Source organism: Pseudomonas sp. zbq_18 (genome assembly GCF_043102245.1).
In the GTDB taxonomy this organism is placed as follows: Bacteria; Pseudomonadota; Gammaproteobacteria; order Pseudomonadales; family Pseudomonadaceae; genus Aquipseudomonas.
Genome location: NZ_JBICIT010000017.1, coordinates 24701 through 45771, shown reverse-complemented (window position 1 = coordinate 45771; position 21071 = coordinate 24701). Strand labels below are relative to the sequence as shown.

General features: G+C 64.6%; 14 protein-coding genes and 2 pseudogenes. 11 read left to right on the top strand and 5 right to left on the bottom strand.

Annotated features, from left to right (window positions below; genetic code table 11):
* The first annotated feature begins 51 nt into the window (after nt 1–51).
* From ACF8C6_RS13640 to ACF8C6_RS13620, 5 genes and pseudogenes are all read left to right on the top strand, one after another.
* Nucleotides 52–579 (top strand): hypothetical protein, encoded by a 528-nt coding sequence (locus tag ACF8C6_RS13640; RefSeq protein WP_392499789.1) that lies wholly within the window; start codon nt 52–54, stop codon nt 577–579.
* A 267-nt stretch (nt 580–846) separates the two neighbouring features.
* The gene (locus tag ACF8C6_RS13635) at nt 847–2643 is read left to right on the top strand and encodes a DUF1302 domain-containing protein (protein WP_392499788.1); all 1797 of its coding nucleotides are present in this window, start codon (nt 847–849) and stop codon (nt 2641–2643) included.
* A 31-nt stretch (nt 2644–2674) separates the two neighbouring features.
* On the top strand, nt 2675–4051 hold the full coding sequence (locus tag ACF8C6_RS13630; protein WP_392499787.1) for a DUF1329 domain-containing protein: 1377 nt from the start codon (nt 2675–2677) through the stop codon (nt 4049–4051).
* A gap of 92 nt (nt 4052–4143) precedes the next feature.
* Nucleotides 4144–6438: pseudogene (locus tag ACF8C6_RS13625) on the top strand (helix-turn-helix transcriptional regulator); the annotation flags it as partial.
* Between the two features lie 102 nt (nt 6439–6540).
* A pseudogene (locus ACF8C6_RS13620) lies at nt 6541–6729 on the top strand (response regulator transcription factor); the annotation flags it as partial.
* On the opposite strand, the gene ACF8C6_RS13615 reads toward ACF8C6_RS13620, so the two are convergent.
* Complete coding sequence (locus tag ACF8C6_RS13615; protein ID WP_392499786.1) at nt 6726–7742, bottom strand: AraC family transcriptional regulator; 1017 nt, start codon at nt 7740–7742, stop codon at nt 6726–6728. The pseudogene ACF8C6_RS13620 and the gene ACF8C6_RS13615 sit on opposite strands and share 4 nt — an antisense overlap.
* Nucleotides 7743–7832: 90 nt before the next feature.
* On the opposite strand from ACF8C6_RS13615, the gene ACF8C6_RS13610 reads away from it, so the two are divergent.
* The 3 genes from ACF8C6_RS13610 (at nt 7833) to ACF8C6_RS13600 (ending at nt 12008) form a co-directional block, all read left to right on the top strand.
* The gene (locus ACF8C6_RS13610; protein ID WP_392499785.1) at nt 7833–9416 is read left to right on the top strand and encodes a GMC family oxidoreductase; all 1584 of its coding nucleotides are present in this window, start codon (nt 7833–7835) and stop codon (nt 9414–9416) included.
* A gap of 34 nt (nt 9417–9450) precedes the next feature.
* Entirely contained in the window at nt 9451–11430 is a 1980-nt protein-coding gene (locus ACF8C6_RS13605; RefSeq protein ID WP_392499784.1) for an alkyl/aryl-sulfatase, read from the top strand.
* Between the two features lie 74 nt (nt 11431–11504).
* Nucleotides 11505–12008 (top strand): hypothetical protein, encoded by a 504-nt coding sequence (locus ACF8C6_RS13600; RefSeq protein WP_392499783.1) that lies wholly within the window; start codon nt 11505–11507, stop codon nt 12006–12008.
* On the opposite strand, the gene ACF8C6_RS13595 is transcribed toward ACF8C6_RS13600, so the two are convergent.
* Both ACF8C6_RS13595 and ACF8C6_RS13590 read right to left on the bottom strand, forming a co-directional pair.
* The gene (locus ACF8C6_RS13595; RefSeq protein ID WP_392499782.1) at nt 11998–12768 is read right to left on the bottom strand and encodes an SDR family oxidoreductase; all 771 of its coding nucleotides are present in this window, start codon (nt 12766–12768) and stop codon (nt 11998–12000) included. The two genes, ACF8C6_RS13600 and ACF8C6_RS13595, sit on opposite strands and share 11 nt — an antisense overlap.
* A 90-nt stretch (nt 12769–12858) precedes the next feature.
* Nucleotides 12859–13071: a DUF3820 family protein gene (locus ACF8C6_RS13590; protein WP_068829778.1), complete on the bottom strand. Its 213-nt coding sequence runs from the start codon at nt 13069–13071 to the stop codon at nt 12859–12861.
* 252 nt (nt 13072–13323) lie between these two features.
* On the opposite strand from ACF8C6_RS13590, the gene ACF8C6_RS13585 reads away from it, so the two are divergent.
* On the top strand, nt 13324–14724 hold the full coding sequence (locus tag ACF8C6_RS13585) for an amino acid permease (protein WP_392499948.1): 1401 nt from the start codon (nt 13324–13326) through the stop codon (nt 14722–14724).
* A 35-nt stretch (nt 14725–14759) separates the two neighbouring features.
* Here the strand turns inward: ACF8C6_RS13585 and ACF8C6_RS13580 are convergent, their stop codons facing one another.
* Nucleotides 14760–15803 carry a metal-dependent hydrolase gene (locus ACF8C6_RS13580; protein WP_392499781.1) on the bottom strand — a complete coding sequence of 348 codons (1044 nt, stop codon included), beginning with the start codon at nt 15801–15803 and terminating at the stop codon, nt 14760–14762.
* A gap of 138 nt (nt 15804–15941) precedes the next feature.
* On the opposite strand from ACF8C6_RS13580, the gene edd reads away from it, so the two are divergent.
* Together edd and pgl are read left to right on the top strand one after the other, a co-directional pair.
* A complete protein-coding gene (gene edd / locus ACF8C6_RS13575) occupies nt 15942–17765 on the top strand; it encodes a phosphogluconate dehydratase (RefSeq protein ID WP_392499780.1) in 1824 nt (607 codons plus the stop codon).
* Nucleotides 17762–18475, top strand: coding sequence for a 6-phosphogluconolactonase (gene pgl, locus ACF8C6_RS13570; protein WP_392499779.1), 714 nt, complete (start codon nt 17762–17764; stop codon nt 18473–18475). Before edd ends, pgl begins: the two co-directional genes overlap by 4 nt.
* Before the next feature lie 313 nt (nt 18476–18788).
* On the opposite strand, the gene ggpS is transcribed toward pgl, so the two are convergent.
* Nucleotides 18789–21053, bottom strand: coding sequence for a glucosylglycerol-phosphate synthase (gene ggpS, locus ACF8C6_RS13565; protein WP_392499778.1), 2265 nt, complete (start codon nt 21051–21053; stop codon nt 18789–18791).
* Nucleotides 21054–21071: the final 18 nt, after the last annotated feature.

Sequence of the window (21071 nt, the reverse complement as noted above, 5' to 3'; positions counted from 1 at the left end):
GCAAGGCGGTGAGTTATCCTAGGCGCCCCATGGCGCCCAGGATACCTAGCGATGAAAGCCCAGCTCCTCGAACTTATCACCCTGATCAGCTCCGGTTGCATGACCGACGAGGAAATCGCCCGCATCGCCGACGAAGCCTCCCAGGCCTATGCCGACGCCCAGGCCTTTCTCGCCGCCAACCCGGACATCAACTACGACGATGATTTCCCCATTCCCCTGGGCGAATGGGTGGTGGTCGGCAGCCTGCCGGATACCGTGCTGTTCCAGGCCGACAGCTACGAGCAGTTGCTGCAGCAGATCATCGATTCCTTCGGTCCGCAGGTGAGCTTCAACATCAAGCCCAAGCAGCTGCAGAAAGTGGAGCCACTCAAGGCGCTCAACCGCATCCAGGTGCAGCTCTCGGCGCTGTACAAGGAGAAGGGCGGCTACGTGCTGGTCGACTTCAGCGAGCCGCTGGATGACGAGCTGCAGTGCGTGTTGGTGTACACCAGCGACTTGCCGCGGGTGCTGGAACTGGCGGTGGAGGTCGGCATCTATGCCGCGCCGGCCTATGAGGCGCTGAAAGCCGAGTTGGAATAGGCTCGGTAACACGCTACTCAAGTGCTGTGTTACCCGGGCGGGGTAACTGCAGCGGCATCCGTATTGCGGGATTGAATGAGCCGCTGTATCAGGTGGCGGTAGCGTGCTGCCGTGCTCGTTCTGGCGGGCAGCCCCTTGCTGTGGGGCATGTGCAGAGCGAGTCACTCTTAGTAGTGATTGAGCGGATCATTCTTTCATCCGTTACCTGTTAGGAGATGTTTAATTAGTTTCTGCGGCTGTCCGACACACCCAACAAGGGATAGCCTCATGACTACAAAAACAACAGGGCGCACACACTTTCGCCTGCATGCACTGGCCGCAGCGGTGGCGCTGAGCGGCGCAGCCAACGTGCACGCTGTGAGCTTCAATATCGGCGATATCGAGGGGCAGCTGGACTCCTCGCTGTCCGTTGGTGCCAGCTGGTCGACTGCCAGCCCTGACAAGGATCTGATTGGTACCGCCAACGGTGGCACCGGCTTCACCCAAACCGGCGATGACGGACGCCTCAACTTCAAGAAGGGCGAGACCTTCTCGAAAATCTTCAAAGGCATCCACGACCTCGAGCTGAAATACGGCGACACCGGCGTATTTGTGCGCGGCAAGTACTGGTACGACTTCGAGCTGAAGGACGAGAGCCGCCTGTTCAAGGACATCGACGACCACAACCGCAAGGAAGCCGCGCAGTCCTCCGGTGCGGAAATCCTCGACGCCTTCGTCTATCACAACTACGACCTCGCCGATCAGCCCGGCACCGTTCGTCTCGGCAAGCAGGTGGTGAGCTGGGGCGAGAGCACCTTCATCCAGAACTCGATCAACTCGATCAACCCGATCGATGCCGCTGCCTTCCGCCGTCCTGGTGCAGAGGTCAAGGAAGGTCTGATCCCGGTCAACATGTTCTATGTCTCGCAGTCGATCACCGACCAGCTTTCGGCTGAGGCCTTCTACCAGCTGGAGTGGGATCAGACCGTTATCGACAACTGCGGCACTTTCTTCGCTTCCAGCGATGTGGCCGCCGATGGTTGTGACAGCAATTACAACATCCTCGATGCGGCAACTGTCGCCAACCTGCTGCCGTTCCAGTCGGTTGCGGCCTCGCTCGGTGTACAGGTCGAAGAAGAGGGGCTGATTGTTCCGCGTGGTGGTGACCGCGATGCTCGCGACGACGGTCAGTGGGGCGTGGCCCTGCGCTGGCTCGGTGATGACACCGAATACGGCGCCTACTTCATGAACTACCACAGCCGTACGCCCAACGCGATGTACCAGAACGCCAACGCGGCCGACATTGCCACTGCCTTCGGCGTGGCGGGTGGGGCACTGGCGCAGCCGATCCTGCTGGGGCGTGGTCAGTACTACCTCGAATACCCGGAAGACATCCGCCTGTACGGCCTGAGCTTCGCTACCACCCTGCCTACCGGCACCGCCTGGACCGGTGAAGTCAGCTATCGCCCGAACATGCCGCTGAGCATCAACGGTACCGACATGACCGCCAAACTGGCGACTACCGTTGCCGGTGGTTTTGCTGCTGGCGGCCTGGCGGGTGCACAGGCTCAGGCGGGTGTCGTGAGCAAGGGTTACAACCGCAAGGAAGTGACTCAGGCACAGACCACCTTCACTCACTTCTTCGACCAGGTGCTGGGCGCCTCGCGCCTGACCCTGGTGGGCGAGGCCGCGATCACCAGCATCGGTGGCCTGGAAAGCCGCGACGAGGTTCGCTACGGCCGTGATTCGATCTACGGCTCTCCCACCAGCGCACTGGCGCGCCAGGAGTACGGCACCCACGGTTTCTACACCAACACCTCCTGGGGCTACCGTGCGCGTGGCATCCTCGAATACAGCAACGTGTTCGCCGGGATCAACCTCAAGCCCAACGTGGCCTGGTCGCATGACGTCGACGGCTACGGTCCGGTGTTCAACGAAGGCTCCAAGGCCATCAGTGTCGGCGTCGATGCCGAGTACCAGAACACCTACACCGCCAGCCTGAGCTACACCGACTTCTTCGATGGCGATTACAACACTCAGACCGATCGCGATTTCGTCGCGCTCAGCTTCGGCGTGAGCTTCTAAGTACAGAGCGGACTTTAGGATGACTATGCAGATGAAAGCGAAAAATACCCTGTTCCAAGCCGGTGCTCTGGTTCTGAGCCTGCTGGCCACCAGTGTGGCCATGGCCAAGGTGTCCCCGGAAGAAGCCGCCAAGCTCGGCACCAGCCTGACGCCGATGGGCGCCGAAAAGGCCGGCAATGCCGACGGCAGCATCCCCGCCTGGACCGGCGGCCTGCCGACCAACGCCGGTGCGGTGGATGCCAAGGGCTTTCTGGCCGACCCGTTCGCCAGCGAGCAGCCCATTCTGACCATCACTCCGGCCAATGCCGAGCAGTACAAGGACAAGCTGTCCGCCGGCCAGCTGGCCATGCTCAAGCGCTACCCGGACACCTACAAGATCCAGGTCTATCCGACTCACCGTACTGCCGCGCTGCCGGAAAACATCTACAGCGCAATCAAGGTCAGCGCGGAAAATACCGAGAGCATCGATGGCGGTAACGGTCTGAAGAACTTCGGTGACAGCCGTTACTACGCCTTCCCGATTCCCAAGAGTGGCGTGGAAGTGGTGTGGAACCACACCACCCGTTACCGCGGCGGTAACGTCAAGCGTTACATGACCCGCGTGCAGCCGCAGGTCAACGGCGCCTTCAGCATGGTGCAGTTCCATGACGAGGTGTCCTACCCGAGCGAGTTGCCGGATCTCGATCCGAAGAAAGCCGAGAACATCCTGTTCTACTTCATCCAGAGCGTAACCGCGCCGTCGCGTCTGGCCGGTAACGTGCTGCTGGTGCACGAGACCATCGACCAGGTGAAAGAGCCGCGCATGGCCTGGCTGTACAACGCCGGTCAGCGCCGTGTCCGCCGTGCTCCGCAGGTGGCCTACGACGGCCCGGCCACTGCCGCCGACGGTCTGGCCACCTCGGACAACTACGACATGTTCAACGGCGCGCCGGATCGCTACGACTGGCAGCTGGTGGGCAAGAAGGAGATGTACATCCCCTACAACAACTACAAGCTCGACTCGCCGAGCCTGAAGTACGGCGACATCCTCAAGCCTGGCCACATCGACCAGAACCTGGTGCGCTACGAGCTGCACCGCGTGTGGGAAGTGGTAGCCAAGGTCAAGCCGGGCGAGCGCCACATCTACGCCACCCGTCACATGTACTTCGACGAGGACACCTGGCAGCTGGCGCTGGTCGACCACTACGACGGTCGTGGTCAGCTGTGGCGTGTGGGTGAGGGCTATGCCCAGCAGTACTACCACAAGCAGGTGCCTGGCTATACCGCCGAAGGCCTGTACGACCTGATTTCCGGTCGCTACTCGGTGCTCGGTCTGAAGAATGAAGAGAAGCAAGCCTACGAGTTCGGTGCCAAGGCTACCGCCTCGCAGTACACCCCGGCGGCCCTGCGTCAGGCCGGCGTACGCTGATCCAAACGCGCTACTCCAAGTCTTGAGCGGCCTTCGGGCCGCTTTTTTTTGTCGCTTCGTGGGCCTGCGCAGTCCGTCGCTGACACAGCGCCATGAAGCGTTTCACCTCGAATTCTTGGCTACAGCATTTGCTCGTCATGGGAGGCTCTGTAAGGATGACGGCATACAAACAAGAGTCGAGCAGTCACAACATGGCAGTCCTGCGTAACCTTCCACGTCCCCGTCTGAGCGATGCCCTGCTCGAGGCCGATTGCCGGCTGCGCCTGCTCTGGGCGCCGGCGGGCAGCGGCAAGAGTGCGTTGCTTGACGAGTGCCTGGCGCGTTGTCCGTCCGATACTCGGGTGGTGCGTGTGGATCTGCGCGGGCAGCCGCTGAGCGCCGAAGCGCTGCTGGTCAAGCTGGCCCGGGCGTTGGCTCTGTCGGTCGAAGAGCCGGCTCAGGTTCAGGAAACCCTGGTTTCGTTTAACCAGCCGCTGTGGCTGGTGCTGGATGATTATCCGCGCTTTCCCAACGAAGCCTTGGATCTGGCACTCAATGAGCTGATCCAGGAGTCATCGTCCTGTCTGCGCTGGTGGATTGCCAGTCGACGTCGGCCGCAACTGCAGTTGACCCGCTTGCTGCTCGGCGGCGAGTTGTTCGAGCTCGACGGGCGTGAGTTGGCCTTCACGGTCGATGAGCTGGGCGACTGGTTGAGGCTGGCCGGTTATGAGCTGCAGCGCCAGGAGTTGTTGGAGCTGCATCAGCGCTCGCTGGGCTGGTGTGCAGGCGTCCGATTGCGCCTGATCGGTAGCCGGCCAGGCCTGCCGCTACAGGCCGAGGGCAACGCCTCGCTGTTGCTCGATTACCTGCGGCGCGAAGTGCTCGACGAGTTGCCCGGCGACTGGCAGCTGGCGTTGTTTTCCCTGGCTCACTTTCCGCAGTTCGAGGCGCAACTGTGCGAGCAGTTGTTGGGCGCGGGGGAGGGCGCCAATTTACTGGAGCAACTCAAGACCTGTGCCCTGTTCGTGGTGCCCGTGGATCAGGATGCCCAATGGCTGCGTATCCACCCTGCGGTGGCGCCCCTGTTGGCCGAGCAACTGCCCTCCAGCATGGCCAAGGCGCTATTTCGCAAGGCCTGCCAGCATTACCTGGCCCAGGAGCAGGTCAGACCTGCCGTAGAGTTCGCCCTGCAGGCCGGGCAGCCGGAAGTGGCAGCCAGCCTGATGGAGCGTTACACCGAGGACCGTCTGCTGCAGGGGCGCGGCATTGCCCTATTGCTGGAGTGGCAGAGCGAACTCCCCGAGGACATGCTGGTCAGCACGCTACGCCTGACCCTGCTCAATGCCTGGGCCACGGTACTCAGTGGTCGCCTTGAGGAGACTCAGCACTATATCCAGGCGCTCGAGCGCTTCCTGCCGCAACCCAACGCCCGGCGCCAGTACGAGCTGATCGCCCAGCTCAAGGCGCTGACGGGCAAGCTGCACTTCCACTCCGGGCAGATCGAGGCCGCCGTGGTGCTGCTGAGCGAGGCCATCGACGAGCTGCCGGAACGGGCCTGGAGTCAACGCCTGCTGTGCCGCCTGATGCTGGTCGAGCACGCGTTGTTCAAGGGGCAGTTCGAGCAGGCCCAGGAGCTCAACCGCGAGTCCATCAGGCTGGCTCGTGAGCATGGCAGCCTGGCCTATGAAAGCCTGCTCACTCTGGAGCACGCCAAGCTGCTGGAAATGCGTGGCGAGTTGCTAAGGGCCGAGAGTCTGTTGCGCCGCCTGCATGTCGAGCTCACCCAGGCCTGGGGGACGGAGCCGAGCCCGATGCGGGGCCGTACGCAACTGCTGTGGGGCAGCTTGTTGTTGCAGCGCGGTCATTATCAAGAGGCCGAGGCCACCCTTCTGGCGGGCATCGAGGAGTCCCGGGTTTGCTCCGATCCGGCGTTGGTCTGGGGCTGCCTGGGCCTGGTCGAGCTGGACGCGCTGCACGGCGACTACGCTTCGGCCTTTGCCCGTATTGCCGATGCCGAGCGCGAACTGCAGTACCAGCACGTCGACCCCCAGCATTACCGGGGGGTGCTGCTGGCAGCTAAAGTGAGGCTCTGGCTGGCCCAGGGACAGCATGAGCCGGTGCAGAAAAGCCTGCAGCCGAGCCAGGAAGCGCCTTGCCATCTGGCCCCCTTCGGTGTGCCGGACCTGGATCTGCGGCTGAACCTGTTGCTCAACCTGGCGCGTCTGCAAGGCGAGGGGCGTGCCGAGGCCCTGTGTGCCTTGGAGCAGATGCATGCCGATGCACTCGCCGCCGGGCGACGACCTTTGGCGTGCGAGATTGGCTTCAGCCTGGCCGAGGGTCTGCATGCCGAGGGGCGTTACCCGCAGGCCAAGCAGGCCTTCCTTGATGCGCTGGCGCTGGCACGGCAAATGGGCCTGGTCAGCGTCGAACAGAGCCTGGCCCAGCGTAACCCGGCGATGATGCGCTGGGCGGTAGAGAGTACCGGCACGCTGAATGCGCAACTGGCTCTGCTGAGCAAACGCGAGCTGGATGTGCTGAAGCTGATTGCTCGGGGCCTGTCCAACCAGCAGATCGCCGATCAGCTATTTATCTCGCTGCACACGGTGAAAACCCACGCCCAACGCATCAACTTCAAGCTGGGCGTGGAGCGTCGTACCCAGGCGGTGGCGCGGGCCAAGGAACTGGGGTTGACTGACTAGCGAGCCAACAGCAGGCGTCTGCGTGCGCTGGGCGTCATGGCGAACCAGCGACGGCAGGCGCGGTTGAATACGCTCTGCTCGCTGTAGCCGAGCATGCCGGCGATCTGCGACATGGGGATGTCGCGCTCGGCCAGGTAGAAGTCGGCGCGCTCGCGGCGAATACCTTCAACCAGCTCATCGAACCTGTGTCCCAGCTCGGCCAGCTGGCGCTGAAGGTTGCGTTCGTGCAGGCCGAGCTGCTCGGCAACCAGGGGCAGGCGGCACTGCTGTACCGGCAGCAGGCGCAGCACCAGGCGACGGACCTGCTCCAGCAAATCCGGTGTCCCGAGCAGATGGGTCTGGCTGAGGTATTGCACCAGGGTGCGGTGCAGGACCGGGTCCTGACGTTCGATGCGCTGACCCAGTTGGCGCTCACTGAACACCAGGGCATTGCGTGCCTGGCCCAGGTAGACCTCACTGCCGAAATGGCGACGATAGCGCGCCATGGGCACCGTGCTGGCGCTGGCCAACTGTACTGCCTGTGGTGCGAAGGTCGAGCCGCACAGCAGCCTCATGGTCTTCAAGGCCACTCCCATGGCCAGTTCCGCCATCTGCCGCTGCGCACCGGGCAGGCGTAGCTCGATGACCAGACAGGGCGCCTGTTCTTCACTCAGGTCGAGATCCAGCACGATGCCCGAGCTGTGGTAACCGATGAAACGCACGATCTCCGCCAGGGCATGGCCGACGCTGCTGGCGTTGCAGGCGATCAGGGCGATGGGGCCGAGCACATGGAGGTTCTGGTAGTCGGCCATGCGCAGGCCGAAGTCCGGGCAGTCGAGTTCCTCGGCCACAGCCTCCAGCAGTCCTACCAGCGACCGGAAGGGGACACGTGCATCTTCGTCGTCGAGTAGTTCGGCGCGCACCCGGAAGCGCTCGAGGTAAGGCTGCGGGTCGGCGCCGAGCTGGCTGACCAGCTCGCGGAAACCGCCGAAAGAGGTGGTGCGGATGAAGGGTTCCATGTCGTCAAAGATCAAGTATGTGTCGTCAAAGATCAAGCCTAACCCGCCGTGGCTCGCCAACAATGGAGGTCTGAATCCAGATTCACTCCCCCCTTGGAGGATGCGATGCAGTTCGACTACGTGATCGTTGGTGCCGGCTCTGCCGGTTGCGTGCTGGCCAATCGCTTGAGTGCTGATCCGGCAGTTTCCGTGTGCTTGCTGGAGGCCGGTCCGGAGGATCGCTCGCCGCTGATTCATGCACCTGCCGGTGTTGCCGCCATCCTGCCGACCCGGCATGTGAACTGGGCCTTCGACACCGTGCCGCAGCCCGGTCTGGGGGGGCGCAAGGGTTACCAGCCGCGCGGCAAGACCCTGGGGGGCAGCAGCTCGATCAACGGCATGATCTATATCCGTGGCCACCACAGTGACTACGACGATTGGGTGGCGCTGGGTAACCAGGGCTGGGGCTTCAAGGATGTGCTGCCGTACTTCCGCAAAAGTCAGCTGCACCATCTGGGAGACAGCGAGTACCACGGTGCGGGCGGCGAACTCTACGTCGGCAAGATCGAGGCGCATGCGGCCACCCATGCCTTCATCGAGGCGGGCAAGCAGGCCGGCTATCGGCATAACGAAGACTTCAATGGCGCCGAGCAGGAAGGCATTGGCCAGTATGAAGTGACCATTCGCAATGGTCGCCGCTGGAGCGCCGCTGCGGCTTTCCTCACGCCGATTCGTGGCAAGCGCGAGAATCTCACTGTGCTGACCAATACCCTGGCCGAGCGCATCCTGCTGGAGGGTAAGCAGGCCAGCGGTGTGCAGGTTCGTCTCAAGGGGCAGTCGGTGGCCATCAAGGCGCGCAAGGAGGTGCTGGTGTGTGCCGGTGCCTTCGGCAGCCCGCACCTGCTGATGCTTTCCGGTATCGGCCCGGAGGCCGAGCTCAAGCCCCAGGGCATTGCCGTGCAGCACGAACTGCCGGGCGTGGGACAGAACCTCTATGACCACCCGGACGCGGTACTCAGCTACAAGAGCACCGACAACTCGCTGCTCGGCTACTCGCTGGGTGGCAGCCTGAAGATGGGCTCGGCGGCGCTGCAATACCTGGTCAACCGCCGCGGCCCGCTGGCCAGCAACTTCGCCGAGGGCGGTGGCTTCCTCAAGACCGATGCGAGCCTGGATCGCCCGGATATCCAGCTGCACTCGGTGGTCAGCATCCTCGACGATCACAACCGCAAGCTGCACTGGGGGCATGGCTTCAGTTGCCACGTCTGCGTGCTGCGCCCGAAGAGCGTGGGCAGCGTCGGTCTGCAGTCGGCCGATCCCAGCGCGGCGCCGCGCATCGACCCGAACTTCCTCGGCGATGAGCGCGACGTGCAGACCCTGCTCAAGGGCTACCGCATGACCCGCGAGATCGTCGGTCAGTCGGCCATGGCGGGCTTCGGCCTGAAGGAGATGTACGGCGTCGATGCGCACAGTGATGAGCAGTTGATCGACCTGCTGCGCCGCCGTACCGATTCCATCTACCACCCGATCGGCACCTGCAAGATGGGCAGCGACGAGATGGCGGTGGTCGACGGCCAGCTGCGCGTGCATGGCATGCAGAACCTGCGCGTGGTCGACGCTTCGGTCATGCCGACCCTGGTCGGTGGCAATACCAACGCGCCGACCATCATGGTGGCCGAGCGTGCCGCCGAGTGGATCGCCCAGGCCTGAGCCGGGCCAAGACAATAACAACGAGGACACATCGATGAATCGATACTTCAAGTGCCTGACCCGCGGCGGCGTGGCCGTGGCCCTGCTGGCCTCCGCCATCGCTCAGGCCGAGCCGCAACCGAGCAAGGCCGCCAGCGCGGCGACCGTGGCCGCCAACCAGGCCGTGCTGGACAGGCTGCCGTTTGCCGACAAGCGCGACTTCGAAGATGCCCAGCGCGGCTTCATCGCCAAGCCCGACAGCCTGACCATCAAGGACGCCAGCGGCAAGGTGGTGTGGGATCTGGAGAGCTATAAACGGTTTATCGGCCTCGATCAGCCCGCCCCGGACAGCGTCAACCCGAGCCTGTGGCGCAACGCCCAGCTGAATGTGCAGTACGGTCTGTTCAAGGTCACCGACGGCATCTACCAGGTTCGTGGCTACGACCTGTCCAACATCACCTTTATCGAAGGCAAGACCGGCTGGATCGTTTTCGACCCGTTGCTCAGTGCCGAACCGGCCAAGGCGGCCTACGAGCTGGTGAGCCAGCACCTCGGCGCCAAGCCCGTTGTAGCCGTGGTTTACAGCCACTCGCACATTGACCATTTCGGCGGTGTGCGTGGCATCGTCGACGAGGCCGACGTCAAGGCCGGCAAGGTGCGCATCATCGCGCCCGAGGGCTTCGATGAGCACGCCATCAGCGAGAACGTGATTGCCGGCAACGCCATGGCCCGTCGCGCCATCTACATGTTCGGTGCGCTGCTGCCGCGCAGCGAGCAGGGCAGTGTCGGTTCCGGCCTGGGCCTGACCGCCTCCAGCGGCACCATCACCCTGATCCAGCCCACCGAATTCGTCAGCAAGACCGGTCAGGAACTGACAGTCGATGGCGTGCGCATGCAGTTCCAGATCACCCCCGGCACCGAGGCGCCGGTGGAAATGAACACCTACTTCCCGGATCACAAGGCCATGTGGATGGCCGAGAACACCACCGCCGTCATGCACAACATCCTCACCCTGCGTGGCGCCCAGGTACGCGATGCCCTGCAGTGGTCGAAGTACATCGGCGAGACCCTCGCCCTGTATGGTGACAAGACCGAGGTGCGCTTTCAGAGCCATCACTGGCCGCAGTGGGGGCAGGCACAGTTTGATGACTACCTGAAGAAGCAGCGGGCCGTCTACAAGTACATCCATGACCAGACCGTACACATGATGAATCAGGGTCTGACGGGCGAGGAAATCGCCGAGGCGATCAAGCTGCCGCCGGAGCTGGAGTCCTTCTGGCAGGGCCGTGGCTACTACGGCACCCTCAAGCACAACGCCAAGGCGGTGTATCAGCGCTACATGGGCTGGTACGACGGCAACCCAGCCAACCTCGATAACCTACCGCCGCAGCCAGCGGCGCAGAAGTACGTCGAATACATGGGGGGCTCAGCTGCCGTGCTCAAGCGAGCCAAGGCCGACTTCGCCAAGGGTGAGTATCGCTGGGTGGCCGAAGTGGCCAAGCAGGTGGTGTTTGCCGACCCCGACAATGCCGAGGCCAAGAACCTGCTGGCCGACAGCTACGAGCAGCTGGGCTACCAGGCCGAGTCCGGCCCCTGGCGTTCGATCTACCTGCAAGGTGCCTTCGAGCTGCGCAACGGCAAGCCCGCAACCGGCGGCGCCGTGACCGCCAGCCCAGATGTGATCGGCGCCATGACCCCGGAAATGCTCTTCGACTACCTGGCCGTGCGCCTCAACGGTGAGCGCGCGGCGGGCAAGAAGCTGGTGCTCAACTACACCTTTAGCGACCTGGGCAAGAGCTATGCCCTGACCGTCGAACACGGTGTGCTGACTTACGAGCCCCAGGCCAGCGACAAGGCCGACGTCGTTCTGACAATGAAGAAGAGCACCCTGGAAGACATCCAGCTGGGCCGTGCCACCCTGGAGCAGAAGGTCGCCTCCGGCGAGCTGACGTTCGATGGCCGTCCTGCTGCTTTCGGCGAATTCATGGGCCTGCTCGATACCTTCGACTTCTGGTTCAACATCGTTACCCCCTGAGCACTGCACGGCAGTGTTCCGCCGCTGGCGGGCACTGCCCGATGGCCGAGGTCTAGCCCATGTTATGCACTCGATTGCGTCGCCAGACTCTGGCCGCTGTGCTGGCTGGAATGCTGGCAGGGCCGGCCGCGGCCTGTAGCTATGATGGCCTGGCCGTTGACCTGAGCCTGTCGCACCCTGCCTCTCTGGGGGTGGCGCTGGCGGCTCAGCAGGCATACCAGGACGGAAGCCTGGTACGTCCTTTGCCGTTGCCGGGTGGTTTCGGCATGCGCCGCACCTTGGCTTTGCTGGAGCAGCTACGGCAACGCCTGCCCGCCGACGCAGGAGAGTTTCAGCTGCTGCTGGTCGAGCCTGGGCTGTGGAGCCGTTTCGCCAAGCAGGGTGTGCAGATTCATGCGACGCCGCAGGAAGGCGCTGCACTGGTGGTGCTGAGCGAAGGGGCGCTGATCGCCCTGGAGAAAGGCCAACTGTCCGCCGATGCGGCGCTGCAGCAGGGCGTGCTGAGCCTGCAGGGCGCCGATCAGGCGGCGCTGGCCAGGCTCTGGCGCAGCGCCTACCCGGGCTCAGTTAGAGGGTGAAACCGCCGTCGATGGGGATAATGGCGCCGGTCATGTAGGCACCCGCCGCGCTGCACAGGGTGATGGCCAGCGCCGACATTTCTTCTTCACGGCCCCAGCGTTTCATCGGAATCAGCGCCACGTCGGCGGCCAGCGCCGCTTCGTCGTTGGAGATGAAGCGGGTCATCTTGCTCGGGAAGCGACCGGGGGCGATGACGTTGACGTTGATGTGCTCGTCGACCAGCTCGCGGGCCAGGTTGCGCGACAGCTGGTGCAGCGCGGCTTTGCTCGGGCCATAGGCGTAGGCTTCTTCGCTCATCGAGCTGATGCCGGCCACCGAACCGATATTGATCACCCGCGCCGGGTTCTGCGCGTTGCCTGCCTTGCGCAGCAGCGGCAGCAGCTGCTGGATGCAGCTGAACACGGCGGTGACGTTGAGCTGCATGACCTTTTCCCAGCCCTTGACCGGGTAGCTCTCCAGCGGCGCGCCCCAGCTGGTGCCGGCGTTGTTGACCAGGATGTCGAGCTGCTCAATGCGCTGGCCCAGTTCGGCGGCCAGGGCGCGGGCGCCTTCCTCGCCGGACAGGTCCGCCGCCAGACCGATGCACTCGCCATACTGGCTGAGTTCGGCGGCGGTCGTTTCACAGGCTGCGCCATCGCGCCCGCAGATGAACACCCGCGCGCCGGCTTCGAGCAGGCCCTGGGCAATCATGCGGCCGATGCCGCGGCTGCCACCGGTGACCAGGGCAGTGCGCCCGGCGAGACTGAAATAGCGATGCATGCTGGCAAATCCTCGTCGTGGTTGTGGCGCTAAAGCTAAACGAGGCGGGGCGGTGGCGGCTGCGTTATTGCGCGTGCAAATGCACCGGCATCAGCGTTTGCGCAGCGGCTCCAGCAAGGGCTTGAGACCGTTGTGGTCGATCTCCTGCATCAGCATGAGCAGGCGACCGATCTCGCCCTTGGGAAAGCCTTCTCGGGCGAACCAGTTGAGGTAGTGGCCGGGCAGGTCAGCAAGCAGGCGGCCCTTGTACTTGCCGTAGGGCATGGTGCGGGTGACGAGGAGCAACAGGTCTTCGGGGTTCATGGGGGAAATCGGCAACTGAGGAAGGCACAGTGTGCCCGCTGCCTTGTTCGGACAAAAGGCCGGCTTGTGGCGGCTTTCCGCCAAACCGTCGACGCGGCGGCTCGGTTATACTGCGCGGCGCTCGTCGCCAGGCGAGCCGCGGCCGACAGGCCCAGACGATGCCGCCGGACCACGAGCCCGGCGGATTTTCCGACAGACAGGTGAACCCATGCCTCGCACTTGCCTCGCCCCGCGTCCGATTCGGAGCGCCCGCTGATGTCCGAACACTTGCACACCGGCCCGCTCAAGCGCGGCCTGAAGAACCGCCATATCCAGCTGATCGCCCTCGGTGGCGCCATCGGCACCGGCCTGTTCCTCGGCTCCGCCGGGGTGATGCAGAGCGCCGGCCCGTCGATGATCCTCGGCTACGCCATCGGCGGTTTCATCGCCTTCCTGATCATGCGCCAGCTCGGCGAGATGATTGTCGAAGAGCCGGTCGCCGGCTCCTTCAGCCACTTCGCCCACAGCTACTGGGGGCCGTTCGCCGGCTTTCTGTCCGGCTGGAACTACTGGGTGCTCTACGTGCTGGTCGGCATGGCCGAACTCACGGCCGTGGGCAAGTACGTGCAGTACTGGTGGCCGGAAATCCCCACCTGGGTCACGGCGGCGGCGTTCTTCGTGCTGATCAACCTGATCAACCTGGTCAACGTGAAGGCCTTCGGCGAGACCGAGTTCTGGTTCGCCATCATCAAGGTGGTGGCCATCATCGGCATGATCCTGCTCGGCGGCTATCTGCTGGTCAGCGGCACCGGTGGCGAGCAGGCCAGCATCAGCAACCTGTGGAGCCACGGCGGTTTCTTCCCCAATGGCGTGTCCGGGCTGGTGATGATGATGGCGATCATCATGTTCAGCTTTGGTGGCCTGGAGCTGGTCGGCATCACCGCCGCCGAGGCCGACCAGCCGAAGACGGTGATCCCCAAGGCGATCAACCAGGTGGTCTGGCGCATCCTGATCTTCTACATCGGCGCGCTGACCATCCTGCTCTCGCTGCACCCCTGGGACGACATGGTCAAGACCCTGACCAGCGGCGGCGACGCTTACGCCAGCAGTCCCTTCGTGCAGATCTTCTCGCTGATCGGCGAAGGCACCGCTGCGCACGTGCTCAACTTCGTGGTGCTGACTGCCGCGCTGTCGGTCTACAACAGCGGCGTGTACTGCAACAGCCGCATGCTCTACGGCCTGGCCGAGCAGGGCGATGCGCCAAAGGCGCTGATGAAGGTGAATGAGCGCGGCGTACCGGTGCTGGCCATCGCCCTGTCGGCGGCGGTGACGCTGCTCTGCGTGGTGGTCAACTACGTGGTGCCGCAGAGCGCGCTGGAGCTGTTGATGTCGCTGGTGGTCGCCGCTCTGGTGATCAACTGGGCGATGATCAGCCTGGCCCATCTGAAGTTCCGCAAGGCCATGGTCGCCAAGGGCACGGAGCCAAGCTTCAAGGCGTTCTGGTTCCCCTTTGCCAACTACCTGTGCCTGGCCTTCGTGCTGTTCATTCTCGGCGTGATGCTGATGATCCCGGGCATCCAGGCGTCGGTGTACGCCATTCCGGTGTGGGTGCTGTTCATCTGGGGCTGCTTTCGCATCAAGACGGCGCGCACCGCGCAGATGACTCAGGCGTAAGCACGAAGAGCCCGGCGACTGCCGGGCTCTTCGTTTCAGGGGCGCTGGCTCAGGGTGTTGGCCCAGGCCAGGAGTGGCACTTCTTCTCGCTGATCCCAGATGCGCTGCCAGAGGGTCAGCAGCTGGGCGGGTTCGCCGCGGTTGAACGGCAGGCGTTCGACCCAGGGCAGGGCATGCCAGGCGCCATCACGCCATTCGGCCATGACGAAGCGAAACGGATGGAAACCGGTCATGCCCAGGCGCAGGTCGGTCACGATCAACTGATCGCCGACCCGGTCGTAACGCAGCACGTTGTGGGTGAACCACTGCAGGCGCTGATGTTGCGGCGAGTCGCGCAAGGCCTCGGCCAGCGCCGTGCCACGGGCGATGCGCACCAGCTGCGGCGGTTGCTGGTCGAACCAGCCGACCAGGGCTTCGTGATAGTCGTCGCCGTCCACCACGATCACCCGCCAGAGCAGGCTGTTGAACGGCGTTGGCGTGCTGAACAGGCTGTCGGCCTGGAGGCCGCGCGCGGCCAGCACGTCCTGCACGCGCTGCTCGGCCATCCATTTGCCGGCCAGGGTGCTGGCCAGGTAGACGCTGGACAGGCATAGCGCCGAGATCGCCAGCCACTGTGGACGCTCGCGCAGGCCGCGAACCAGGCCGACCAGCACCGCCACCAGCAAAGGCACGCTGTACAGCGGGTCGATGATGAAGATCGACGACCAGGCGATGGGTGGTGTCTGCAAGGGCCACAGCAGCTGGGTGCCATAACTGGTGAAGCTGTCCAGCAGCGGATGGGTGATCAAGACCAGCCATACCGCGAACAGTAATCGTCGCGTCGAGTAGGCCGGGTTGGGCTGCAACCTGCGCGCCAGCAGGGCGATTGCCACGGCCAGCAGGCTGAGTACCAGCAACGAGTGGCTGAATCCCCGGTGGAAGGTCATGTCGGCCACCGCATCGCCGTAGTCGATGACCACGTCGAGGTCGGGCAGGGTGCCGAGCATGGCGCCGTAGAGCAGGGCGCGACGACCTTGCCAGCGGCCGAGCAAAGCGCCCTGAATGCTGGCGCCGAGGACTGCCTGGGTAATCGAATCCATGGTGGAGCTCGCGAGAAAATTCCAGGCGGCTACGTTAGCGCCAGCGGCGGCGCAGCGGCAGCCGCTAAATTCCGACGAAAGATTTCAATCGCGTGCGGGGTTACAGTGTCGCAATAGCACAGTCTGAGGAGCCGATTCATGCATCCCCGCGTTCTCGAAGTCACCGAGCGCCTGATCGAGCGCAGCCGCGCCACTCGCCAGCGCTACCTGGCGATGATTGCCGCGGCTGCCGACCAGGGCCCCCAGCGCGGCAAGCTGCAGTGCGCCAACTTCGCTCACGGCGTGGCTGGCTGCAGTGGCGCGGACAAGCAGACCCTGCGCCTGCCGGACGCGGCCAACGTGGCCATCGTCACCGCCTACAACGACATGCTCTCGGCGCACCAGCCGTATGCGGAGTACCCGCAGCGGATCAAGGCTGCGTTGCACCAAGTCGGCTCGGTCGGTCAGGTGGCCGGCGGTGTGCCGGCGATGTGCGATGGTGTGACCCAGGGCGAGCCGGGCATGGAGCTCAGCCTGGCGAGCCGCGAGGTGATCGCCATGGGCACCGCCGTGGCGCTGTCGCACAACATGTTCGATGCCGCCCTGTGCCTGGGCGTGTGCGACAAGATCGTCCCAGGCCTGCTGATCGGCGCGCTGCGCTTCGGCCACCTGCCGATGCTGTTCGTGCCGGCCGGGCCGATGCCTTCTGGCTTGTCGAACAAGGAGAAAGCCGAGGTGCGCGAGCGCTTCGCCGAAGGCAAGGCCAGCCGTGACGAGCTGCTGGAATCGGAAATGAAGGCCTACCACAGCCCCGGCACCTGCACCTTCTACGGCACGGCCAACACCAATCAGATGCTGATGGAAGTGATGGGCCTGCACCTGCCCGGCGCCTCCTTCGTCAACCCGAACACGCCGCTGCGCGATGCCCTGACCCGTGAGGCGGCCCAGCAGGTGACGCGCCTGACCCGGCAGAGCGGGCACTATCGGCCCCTCGGGCAGATCGTCGACGAGCGTTGCCTGGTCAACGCCGTGGTGGCGCTGCACGCCACTGGCGGCTCGACCAACCACATCCTGCACCTGCCGGCCATCGCCCAGGCTGCCGGCATCCAGTTGACCTGGCAGGACATGGCCGAGCTGTCCGACGTGGTGCCAACCCTGGCCCACGTCTATCCCAACGGCAAGGCCGACATCAATCACTTCCACGCCGCCGGCGGCACCGCCTTGCTGATCCGCGAGCTGCTCGATGCCGGGCTGCTGCACGAGGATGTCGCCACCGTCGCCGGCCAGGGGTTGCGCCGCTACACCGAAGAGCCGTTCCTCGACGGCGAGCGCCTGGTCTGGCGCGAAGGCACTGTGGCCAGCCTGGACGAGAATATCCTGCGCCCGGTGGCGCGGCCATTCTCGACCGAGGGCGGCCTGCGCCTGCTCGACGGCAATCTTGGCCGCGGGGTGATGAAGCTATCGGCCGTGGCGCCGGAGCGCCATGTGGTCGAGGCGCCGGCACGGGTGTTCCACGACCAGGCCGAGTTGGCCGAGGCCTTCCAGGCTGGCGAGCTGGACTGCGACTTCGTCGCCGTGGTGCGCTTCCAGGGGCCGCGCTGCAATGGCATGCCCGAGCTGCACAAGCTCACGCCGTTCCTCGGTGTGTTGCAGGACCGTGGCTACAAGGTGGCGCTGGTCACCGACGGGCGTATGTCCGGTGCTTCCGGCAAGGTGCCCGCAGCGATTCATGTCTGTCCCGAGGCTTTCGATGGCGGGCCGCTGGCGCGGGTGCGCGATGGCGACCTGATCCGTGTCGACGGCCGTAGCGGAGAGCTGCGCGTGTTGGTCGACGCCGCCGAATTCGCCGCCCGCGAGCTTGTTGTCCCACCGCCTGCTGCGATCGGTAGCGGCCGCGAGTTGTTTGCGTTCATGCGCGCCAGCTTCAGCTCGGCGGAGCAGGGCGCCAGCACCTTCACGGCCAGCCTGAGTACCTTGCGATGATGCTGAACGAGCTGCGATTGCCTGCCGATGTGGTGGGGCGACAGCACGCCGATGCGTCGGCGCTGGCCGAGACCCTGGCGCAGCAGGTGGCAGAGGCTTTGCGTGCGGCCATCCAGGCGCGTGGCAGCGCGCTGCTGGTGGTCTCCGGTGGGCGCAGTCCGGTGGCGTTCTTCGAGTGTCTGGCGCAGGAGCCACTCGCGTGGCAGCAGGTGCGGGTCGGCCTGGCCGACGAGCGCTGGGTCGCGCTGGAAGATGCCAACAGCAACGAGGCGCTGGTGCGTCGGCATCTGCTGCAGGGCGCGGCAGCCGAGGCCCGCATGATTGGCCTTTACCACCCGGCGGCCAGCTTGGAGCAGGCTGCCGCACTGGCGGATCGGGCCATCGCCGGCCTGCCGGCCATCGATGTACTGGTGCTGGGCATGGGGGATGATGGTCACACCGCCTCGCTGTTCCCGCACAGCCCGCTGCTGGACGAGGCTCTGCGCCCGGACTGCCCGTGCGCGGTGCTGCCCATGCGGGCTCCTGTCGCACCGCATGAGCGCCTGTCGCTGACCCTGCCGATTTTGTCTGCGGCTCGTCTGAGCCTGCTGGCGATCCAGGGGGCGACCAAGCTGGCGACGCTGAGCCGGGCGCTGCAAGCGGGGGAGGCCCGTGAGCTGCCGATCCGCGCATTGCTCAAGGCGCCGCTACAGATTCACTGGTGCCCGTAGCCCGGATGTAATCCGGGCTGCGGGCTTTTCTCCTCCTCTTCCATTCATGGGAGAGGGGCCAGGGGAGAGGGTAATCGTCAGCCAAGCCTTCTCCCTAACCCTCTCCCGTAAACGGGAGAGGGGATATTCCAGCTAGCCCGCGGCCTGGGTGCAGTCCCAGAACGGTTGACCGAGCGGCTAAAAAATTCTGACCCCCTTGTCGATCTGCTTGACTGTCGTTCGCCCCATGGACAAACCCGCTGCTGTGGCGGGCGTCGATCCAGGGAGAACAACTCAAGGTCGCTGCCGATTCGCAGGCGACTGCTAAGCCTGATCAGCTCACCAGTTCCAGTGCTGTCGCGGCTTCGTTGAGGCCGACGGCGCCGAGGAAGTCGTCGCCCCAACGACGGATGTCGTTGAAGGTGACGATGTCGAACAGTTCGCGTAGCCGCGCCTGGGCTTCGGCCTTGGGCAGGTTGAGGGCCAGGTAGCAGGTCTGGGTCAGGTCCATCGGGTCGTGCGGGTTGGTCAGCAGCGCGCCCTTGAGTTCGGCGGCAGCGCCGGCGAATTCCGACAGCACCAGCACGCCACTGCCGCCGAGCAGGCCCTGGGCGGCGACAAATTCCTTGGCCACCAGGTTGAGGCCGTCGCGCAGCGGAGTGATCCACATCACGTCGGCCATGGCATACCAGGCGCTGACCTCTTCGAAGGGCAGGCTGCGGAAGAAGAACTGCAACGGCGTCCAGCCGATGCGGGCGAAGCGCCCGTTGATACGGCCCACGGCTTGCTCGATCTGGCTCTGCAGTTCGTCGTAGATGGTCATTTCCTTGGCTGCCGGCACGCACACCGTGACCAGGGTGACCTTGCCGAGCAGCTCGGGATTGTCCGCCAGCAGGCGCTCGTAGGCGTTGAGCTTCTCCAGGATGCCCTTGGTGTAGTCGAGGCGCTCCACCGAGAGGATCAGCTTGACCCCGCTGAGCTCCTCGCGCAGGCGCGCCATCAGTTCCTGAATCTTCGGCGCCTGCAGGGCACTGCTTACCCGCTCGATATCCAGGCCGACCGGGTGGGCGCCGAGCTTGACCGTGCGTGTGCCGGTGTCCAGGGCGGTGGTCATGCGTTCCAGGCCCACGGCGCAGCCGTAGGTAAGAAAGCGGGGCGCGCAGTTCTGCCGGTCGAGGGTCTTGAGCGGGAATACGCCGCGCGCCACATCGACGAAGTTCTCCACCTGGCGTGGAATATGGAAACCGATGTAGTCGCACTGCAGCAGGCTGCCGACGATCTGCCGGCGCCAGGGCACCACGTTGAACACATCGGCAGACGGGAAGTAGGTGTGGTGGAAGAAGGCGATGCGCAGGTCCGGCCGCAGTTCACGCAGGTAGGCCGGCACCATCCACAGGTTGTAGTCGTGCAGCCAGACCACGGCACCTTCGGCGGCTTCCAGGGCGGTACGTTCGGCGAAGGCGCGGTTGACCTCGCAGAACACCTGCCAGTCGTCCTCGTTGAAGCTGGCGCGCTCCCAGAAGGTGTGCAGGGTCGGCCAGAAGGCTTCCTTGGAGAAGCGTTTGTAGAAGATGTCGACCTTTTCCTTGCTCAGCGGCACCCGCGCGGCGGTCAGCTTCGGGTAGCGCTCGGCATCCACCGTGGTATGGGTGTCGAAGGTTTCCTGGTTGTCCTCTTCATGGACGGCCCAGGCTACCCAGGAGCCTTTGCGGCCGTCGGCGAAGAAACTCAGCAGGGTCGGGATGATGCCGTTGGGCGAAGTGGGGCGGCGGCGCTGCAGCTTGCCGTCCTTGCCACGGTATTCCTCGTAGGGCAGCCGATGGTAGACGATCACCAGGTCGGCCTTGCCGGGCTGTGCGGCCTGGCGTCGTTCGGCGGCGATGCCGTGCTCGCCAAGGAAGCCGAAGTGGGCGAAGGCTTCGAGAATGCCGCCACAACCCGTGCGAGTCGCGTGCAGGGTGCGCGAGTGATGACGGGTGGCTTGCAGCAGTCCGGGTTCGGAGGCACCGACGCAAACGCCCTTGAAGGTGGCGCTGAGCATGGACAGGTCATTCAGAGTGTCGCCGGCGGCCAGTACCTGGTCGTGCTCCAGGCCCAGCCAGTCGGCCAGCGCCTGGAGGCTGGAGCCTTTGTTCACGCCGCGCGGGAGGAAGTCGAGGTACAGGTCGGCGGAATACAGCAGGTCGCAGTCCAGTTCGTCGGCAATGGCGCGCAGGGCCGGGTCGGCGGCGCGCTGCGGGGTGCAGAAATACGAGCAGCGGCGGGCCTGGGGCACGTCCTGGCGTTCCAGGTCAGGGAAGTCGGCCAGGGCCTGGGCCACCTGTGACTCACCGGGCCAGCGTAAGTCGATCTGCCCTTGCAGCGGTTGCAGGGGCTGCAGGGTCTGGCCGTCGTAGAGGCTGGCGCCGACGTCGGCGATGATGAAGTCAGGTTGTGGCAGTGTCGGGTCGGCCAGTAGCGGTAGCACCGCTTCCAGGCTGCGCCCGGTGACGTAGGCGAGGCGGATTTCCGGATGGGCGACGATGGTCTGGTAGAGGCTGAGGCGGTCTTCCGGGGCGCCGGCGAGAAAGGTTCCGTCCAGATCGGTGGCGATTAGCATGGCGTGTTTCTCCAGAGT